The organism is Longimicrobium sp. (assembly GCF_036280135.1).
In the GTDB taxonomy this organism is placed as follows: Bacteria; Gemmatimonadota; Gemmatimonadetes; order Longimicrobiales; family Longimicrobiaceae; genus Longimicrobium.
Window position 1 is genome coordinate 1 of sequence record NZ_DASURI010000137.1, and the last position, 6,468, is coordinate 6,468.

Genomic DNA, 6,468 nt, shown 5'->3' on the forward strand with positions numbered 1-6,468 from the left:
GCACCTCCTCTTCCACCTCGCGCGTTTCCGTGCGCGAGCCGTCGCGCACCTCGCGGGTGCGGGTGACGGTGCCGTCCTGCACCTCGCGCGTGCGGCGCACGGGGCGCGTGACGGTCTCGTAGTGGTCCACCTCCTGGCCCCACCCGCGGCGGCGCCGCTCCGTGCGCACCACCTGCGCGCTGTCCGGCAGGTCCCACCCCGTGCCGTTCACCACGCGCCGCTGCTCCACGAGGAACGAGCGCTCCCAGCGCTTGCCCGTGACCGCCGCCGGCACGAGGTCCTCGCCGCCCACGCGCCGCATGTCCGCGCAGGTGGTGATCAGGCTCATCAGCAGCGACAGGGCCAGCATGACGATCCCGCCCAGGCAGCCGCAGCCCATGCAGGTGGCGCCCTTGCCCGGTGGTTTGCGGTCTCCAGCGGGCGCGTCCTTGCCCCGCCACCGCGACGAGGTGGAGAGCTTGGCCGCGTTCAGGGGGCCGGCGGGGCGGGGCACCTCGCCGGAGCGGGGGACCTCGGCCGTGGGATAGTCGACGATGCGCTGCCCGGGGCTGCTGCCGCGCGGCGCCCCGCATCCGCCGCAGTCCGTGACCGTGGCGCGGTTGCTGGCGCCGCAGTGCTCGCACACCCAGTCCGCGCCCGCCCGCGCCTCCGCCAGCCGCGCCGCGTCGGTGATGACGGGCGCGTCGTCCGTGAGGTAGAAGCGGATGCCGGCCGGGCGCGGCTTGCCGCAGCCGGGGCACTCCACGTGGCGGCCGTAGATGCCCCGGGAGCCACAGCTGGGGCAGTCCCAGCGGCCTTCACGAATGGCCATCGATGGTGTGACGGAAGGATCGGTACGGCGTGCGGAGCGGAAAAGGCGCGGATGCGGCCTGGCGGAGCGGGACGATCAAAGGTGCAAACGCCTGGCGGGCGGGGCAAGTGGGTGCCCCGCCCTCAGTTCATGAACCAGGCGTTGCGGATGCGGCCGTCCACCACCTCGTAGATGACGACGCTCACGTGCTCGCCCTCGCCCGGCAAGCCGCGGTAGAAGCCGTGGTCGATGACGAAGCGGCCCTTGACGATGCGCTCGCGCACGTCCACGTGCAGGTCGCGCGCATCCGGGTCCGCGAACAGCTCCGTATAATGGGCACGGATGCGCGACGCGCCGTTCCACACCGTGTCCGCCGGGTATTCCCAGTGGATGGCGTTTGGCGCGTACGTGGCCATGAACGCCTCCACGTCGCGGCGGTTGAAGGCGTCCACCTGGGCCTGCACCACGCGCGCCTCCGGCGTCACGGGCGCGGCGGGGGGCGTGCGCTCCACGGACACGGAGCACGCGCAGGCGAGGACGAGGGGCAGCAGTCGAAGGATGCGCACGGACGTCGGCGTGAGGGGTAGCAGCAAGGGAGCAGACGGCAAGATGCGCCGCGGGCCGCCGGGCGGACAAGCGTCTCGTTTCCGCGCCCGCCCCCGGAGACCGATTCCGTCGGGCGCGGGCGGACGCTGTCACAGCGCGGTCGGACCGCCGTCTTCTGCTCCGGGACGTCGCGACCGGAGGGGCAGGGTGGGGAGGATCGGACGGGGTGGACCGGCCCGTCCGGGGATGGACGCGACGGGCGGGAAAACGGCGCCGGATCAGGCTCCGGGGCCCGTAGCGGCGGCGAGAAACCGCCGTGGCCGTACGTTGACACCACGAGACGCCGCCGGTATGTTGCCGCCACCGTCGGCCCCAAGAATGCAGTCGCACGCGGACCCGGTTGACCGGCGGCCCGAGAACTCTCGCACACGGCCTTGAAGATGATCGACAAGATTACGGTGGTTGGGGCGGGCAACGTGGGCGCCACGGCCGCCCAGCGCGTCGCCGAAAAGGAGCTCGCGCGCACGGTGGTGCTCATCGACATCGCCGAGGGCATTCCCCAGGGCAAGGGCCTGGACCAGTGGGAGTCGGCGCCCATCGAGGGCTTCGACACGCGCGTCGTGGGCAGCAACGGCTACGAGGAGTCGGCCGGCAGCGGCATCTACATCGTCACGGCCGGCATTGCCCGCAAGCCGGGGATGAGCCGCGACGACCTGCTCAACACCAACGCCGGCATCGTGCGCCAGGTGTGCGAGAACATCGCCCGCGTGTCGCCCGACGCCATCATCATCATGGTCAGCAACCCGCTGGACGTGATGTGCTACGTGGCCATGGAGGCCACCGGCTTTCCCCGCGAGCGCATCATCGGCATGGCGGGCGTGCTGGACACGGGCCGCTACCGCTCGTTCCTGGCCGAGGCCATCGACGTGTCGGTGGAGGACATCCAGGCCATGGTGCTGGGCGGCCATGGCGACACCATGGTGCCCCTCATCAGCTACACCACCGTGAGCGGCATCCCGGTGACGCAGCTGATTGACCGCGAGCGCCTGGACGCCATCGTGGACCGCGCCCGCAACGGCGGCGCCGAGATCGTCAAGTACCTCAAGACGGGCAGCGCGTACTACGCCCCGTCGTCCGGCGCCGTGCAGATGGCCGAGGCCATCGTCAAGGACAAGAAGCGCATCCTTCCCTGCGCGGCGTACCTGCAGGGCGAGTACGGGATGAGCGGCCTGTTCCTGGGCGTGCCCTGCAAGCTGGGCCGCGGCGGGCTGGAGAGCATCCTGGAGGTGACGCTCACGGACGAGGAGCGCGCCGCGCTGGAAAAGAGCGCCGAGGCCGTGCGCGAGCCCATGCGCGTGCTGGGCGCCACGGTCTGACGCGCCCGTAGTGTCCGCCGCGCCGCGCCCCTTCGGGATGCGGCGCGGCGGAGTGTTGGGACCCCGCGGGGGCACGCCGCTCCCGCCACCCAAACGGAGTACCGCACCATGGCATCCGAATACCGTGCCCGTTCGCTGGGCAACGCGCTGCGCTACAAGGGCAACGCCGGGATGTGGACCTGGCTCCTTCACCGGGTCACGGGTCTGGGCATCCTGGCGTTCCTCATCATCCACGTGGTGGAGACGGCCGCCGTGGTGTACTGGCCGGACTTCTACGACGAGGCCCTGAACCTGTACCGCAGCCCCCTGTTCCGCTTCGCGGAACTGCTGATCTTCTTCTCCGTGCTGTACCACGCCCTCAACGGCCTGCGCATCATCGTGCAGGACTTCTGGCCCATCGCCATGCTGCACCAGCGGCGCCTGGCCTGGGCCGCCGCGGGGCTCTCGGCCGTGCTCATCCTGCCCGTGGCCTGGCTCATGGTTGCCCCCCTCTTTGGCCTGCGGCCGGAGCCGGGCACGGAGCGCCACGAGCAGCGCATGCGCGAGCGCGGCGAGACGTACGAGCTGCAGGTGCAGGCGGCGCCGCAGAACGCCGTGGCCCCCGTGAGCATGGAGGCCGGCCGATGAGCACCACCATCGACGAGGTGCCGGGGATGGACGAGGCGCCCGGACGCGGCGGGGCCCGGCGCGGCGGCGGCTACGAGCGGCCCGACGCCACGATGCAGAAGAAGGGCAAGTTCGAGCTGTACTCCTGGGTGTTCATGCGGGTGAGCGGCCTGCTGCTCATCTTCATGGCCCTGTACCACCTGTACTGGTGGAACCTGGTGGTGGGCGTGGAGCACCTGAGCTCGCAGGTGGTGCTGGAGCGCTGGAACAACCCCCTGTGGCGCCTGTTCAACGTGGGGCTGGCCACCTTCGCCATGCTGCACGGGCTCAACGGCCTGCGCTACAGCATCGAGGACTACATCCGCAATCCCGGCGCGCGCAAGGTGGTCAAGGCCATCGCCTACACCGTCGTGCTGGCAATCCTGCTCTGGGGCATCTGGGGCCTGCTGACCTTCGACTTCGCGAGCGCCGCGCGCCGATGATCCATACGCACACGTACGACGCCCTGGTGGTGGGCGGCGGCGGGGCGGGGCTGATGACGGCCATCTACCTCTCCCGCCAGCCCAACCTGCGCACCGCCGTCATCAGCAAGCTGTACCCCACGCGGTCGCACACGGGCGCGGCCCAGGGCGGCGTCTGCGCCGCGCTGGCCAACCTCGAGGAAGACCATCCCGAGTGGCACGCGTTCGACACCGTGAAGGGGTCGGACTACCTGGGCGACCAGGACGCCATCGAGATCATGTGCGAAGAGGCCGTGCCGGTCATCATCGAGCTGGAGCACATGGGGCTCCCGTTCAGCCGCACGCCCGACGGCAAGATCGCCCAGCGCCCCTTCGGCGGACACACGCACCACTTCGGGCAGGGCCCGGTGCGGCGCTCGTGCTACGCCGCGGACCGCACGGGGCACATGATCCTGCAGACGCTCTACCAGAACTGCATCAAGCAGGGGGTGGAGTTCTACGACGAGTTCCAGGTGGTGGACCTGATCCTCGCCGACGACGGCCGCTGCTGCGGCGTCGTGGCGTGGGAGGTGGCGACGGGCGACCTGCACGTGTTCCATGCCAAGGCCGTGGAGTTCGCCACGGGCGGATTCGGCCGGGTGTGGTCGATCACGTCCAACGCGCACGCCAACACGGGTGACGGCGTGGCCATTGCCTACCGGCGCGGCATCGCGCTGCAGGACATGGAGTTCTACCAGTTCCACCCCACGGGCATCTACCGCCTGGGCATCCTCATCACCGAGGGCGTGCGCGGCGAGGGCGGCATTTTGCGCAACGACCTGGGCGAGCGCTTCATGGAGAAGTACGCGCCCACGATGAAGGACCTGGCCTCGCGCGACGTGGTCTCCCGCGCCATCAGCAAGGAGATCCGCGACGGGCGGGGCATCAACGGCAAGAAGTACGTGTACCTGGACGCCACGCACCTGGGCGCCGAGGTGATCGAGGGCAAGCTCCCCGACATTGCCGACTTTTGCCGCACGTACCTGGGCGTGGACCCCGTCAAGGACCCCATGCCCATCCAGCCCACGGCGCACTACGCCATGGGCGGCATTCCCACGGACATCGACTGCCGCGTGCTGCGCGACGGCAGGAACGTGCTTCCCGGCTTCTACGCGGCCGGCGAGGTGGCGTGCGTGTCCGTGCACGGGGCCAACCGCCTGGGGACCAACTCGCTGCTGGACCTCGTCGTCTTCGGGCGCCGGGGCGGGCTGGCCATGGCGGAGTTCTGCAAGACGGCCGACCTGCCGCCGCTTCCCAGGAATCCCACGGAGTTCGCCGAGGCGCAGTTCAGCAAGCTGCTGAGCGTGCAGAAGGGCGAGCCGGCGGCCCGGCTGCGCGAGGAGATGCAGGACGTCATGCAGGACGACGTGGGCATCTACCGCACGGGCGAGGGGATGACGAGCGCCCTGGAGCGCGTGCGCGCGCTGCAGAAGCGCTTTGACGGCGTGGTGGTGGGCGACAAGGGCACGCGCTACAACACGGACGTGCTGGAGGCCTGGGAGCTGGGCAACCTGCTGGACCTGGCCGAGGTGACGACCGTGGCGGCGCTCAACCGCACGGAAAGCCGTGGCGCCCACATGCGCGAGGACTACGAGAAGCGCAACGACGTGGAGTGGATGAAGCACACGCTCACCACGCGCGCGACGGAGGGCGGGCCCATCGACATCACGTACAAGCCGGTGACGCTCACCAAGTTCGAGCCCAAGGAGAGGGTGTACTGATGGCGGCCTCCACTGCCCAGGCGCGGCCGGCTCCCCGCGGCGCGGCCCCCCGCGCCAACGTGGCGGGGCTGCGCAACGTGACGCTGCGCATCTTTCGCTTCAACCCCGACGTGGACGCCAAGCCGTCGTACCACGAGTACACGGTGCAGGCGGACCCCACGGACCGGGTGCTGGACGCGCTCAACACCGTCAAGTGGTACCAGGACGGCACGCTCACCTACCGGCGCAGCTGCGCCCACGGCGTGTGCGGGTCCGACGCCATGCGCATCAACGGGGTGAACCGCCTTGCGTGCAAGGTGCTCATCAAGGACGTGGGCGACCACGTGACCATCGAGCCCCTGATGGGGTTCAAGGTCATCAAGGACATGGTGGTGGACATGGAGGGGTTCTTTGCCCAGTACCGCTCCGTGCTCCCCTTTTTGGTGACGGACGCGGCCCCGCCCGCCGGCGGCCGCGAGCGCATCCAGTCCGTGGCCGACCGCGAGAAGTTCGACGATACGACGAAGTGCATCCTGTGCGCGGCGTGCACCACGAGCTGCCCCAGCTTCTGGGCCGACGAGAACTTCGTGGGCCCGGCGGCCATCGTGAACGCGCACCGCTTCATCTTCGACAGCCGCGACGAGGCGTCTGGCGAGCGGCTGGAGATCCTGAACGACCGCGAGGGCGTGTGGCGCTGCCGCACGATCTTCAACTGCACGGAGGCCTGCCCGCGCGAGATCCGCATCACCAAGGCCATCGGCGAGGTGAAGAAGGCCATCCTCAAGGGCAGCCGCGACATCGCCGTCCGCCAGCCCGTCGGCGTGCACCACGGCTGATGCGCGCGGTCTGACGGAAGGTGGATCGATGGACGAGACCGGCCCCGCGGCGATGATGCCGCGGGGCCGGTTTTTTTATCAATCCCATGGCCAACCAGGAGGAGAATCAATGAT

General features: G+C 70.0%; 7 protein-coding genes. 5 read left to right on the forward strand and 2 right to left on the reverse strand.

Annotation, left to right across the window (positions count from 1 at the left end; all coding sequences use genetic code 11):
• Both VFZ20_RS04210 and VFZ20_RS04215 read right to left on the reverse strand, forming a co-directional pair.
• Positions 1–811: Ran-binding zinc finger domain-containing protein (locus VFZ20_RS04210; RefSeq protein ID WP_329682580.1), on the reverse strand; the 811-nt coding region annotated here is incomplete at its 3' end.
• Between the two features lie 122 nt (positions 812–933).
• Entirely contained in the window at positions 934–1,356 is a 423-nt protein-coding gene (locus VFZ20_RS04215) for a nuclear transport factor 2 family protein (RefSeq protein ID WP_329682581.1), read from the reverse strand.
• Positions 1,357–1,776: 420 nt separating this feature from the next.
• Between VFZ20_RS04215 and mdh the strand changes: the two genes are divergently transcribed.
• The 5 genes from mdh (at position 1,777) to VFZ20_RS04240 (ending at position 6,354) form a co-directional block, all read left to right on the forward strand.
• Positions 1,777–2,712 (forward strand): malate dehydrogenase, encoded by a 936-nt coding sequence (mdh, locus tag VFZ20_RS04220; protein WP_329682582.1) that lies wholly within the window; start codon positions 1,777–1,779, stop codon positions 2,710–2,712.
• 108 nt (positions 2,713–2,820) lie between these two features.
• Positions 2,821–3,339, forward strand: a complete 519-nt coding sequence (sdhC, locus tag VFZ20_RS04225; RefSeq protein WP_329682583.1) for a succinate dehydrogenase, cytochrome b556 subunit — start codon at positions 2,821–2,823, stop codon at positions 3,337–3,339.
• Positions 3,336–3,800: a hypothetical protein gene (locus VFZ20_RS04230; protein WP_329682584.1), complete on the forward strand. Its 465-nt coding sequence runs from the start codon at positions 3,336–3,338 to the stop codon at positions 3,798–3,800. The genes sdhC and VFZ20_RS04230 overlap by 4 nt, the downstream gene beginning before the upstream one ends.
• Entirely contained in the window at positions 3,797–5,539 is a 1,743-nt protein-coding gene (gene sdhA / locus VFZ20_RS04235; RefSeq protein WP_329682585.1) for a succinate dehydrogenase flavoprotein subunit, read from the forward strand. Before VFZ20_RS04230 ends, sdhA begins: the two co-directional genes overlap by 4 nt.
• Positions 5,539–6,354, forward strand: a complete 816-nt coding sequence (locus tag VFZ20_RS04240) for a succinate dehydrogenase iron-sulfur subunit (protein ID WP_329682586.1) — start codon at positions 5,539–5,541, stop codon at positions 6,352–6,354. The genes sdhA and VFZ20_RS04240 overlap by 1 nt, the downstream gene beginning before the upstream one ends.
• Positions 6,355–6,468 lie beyond the last annotated feature (114 nt).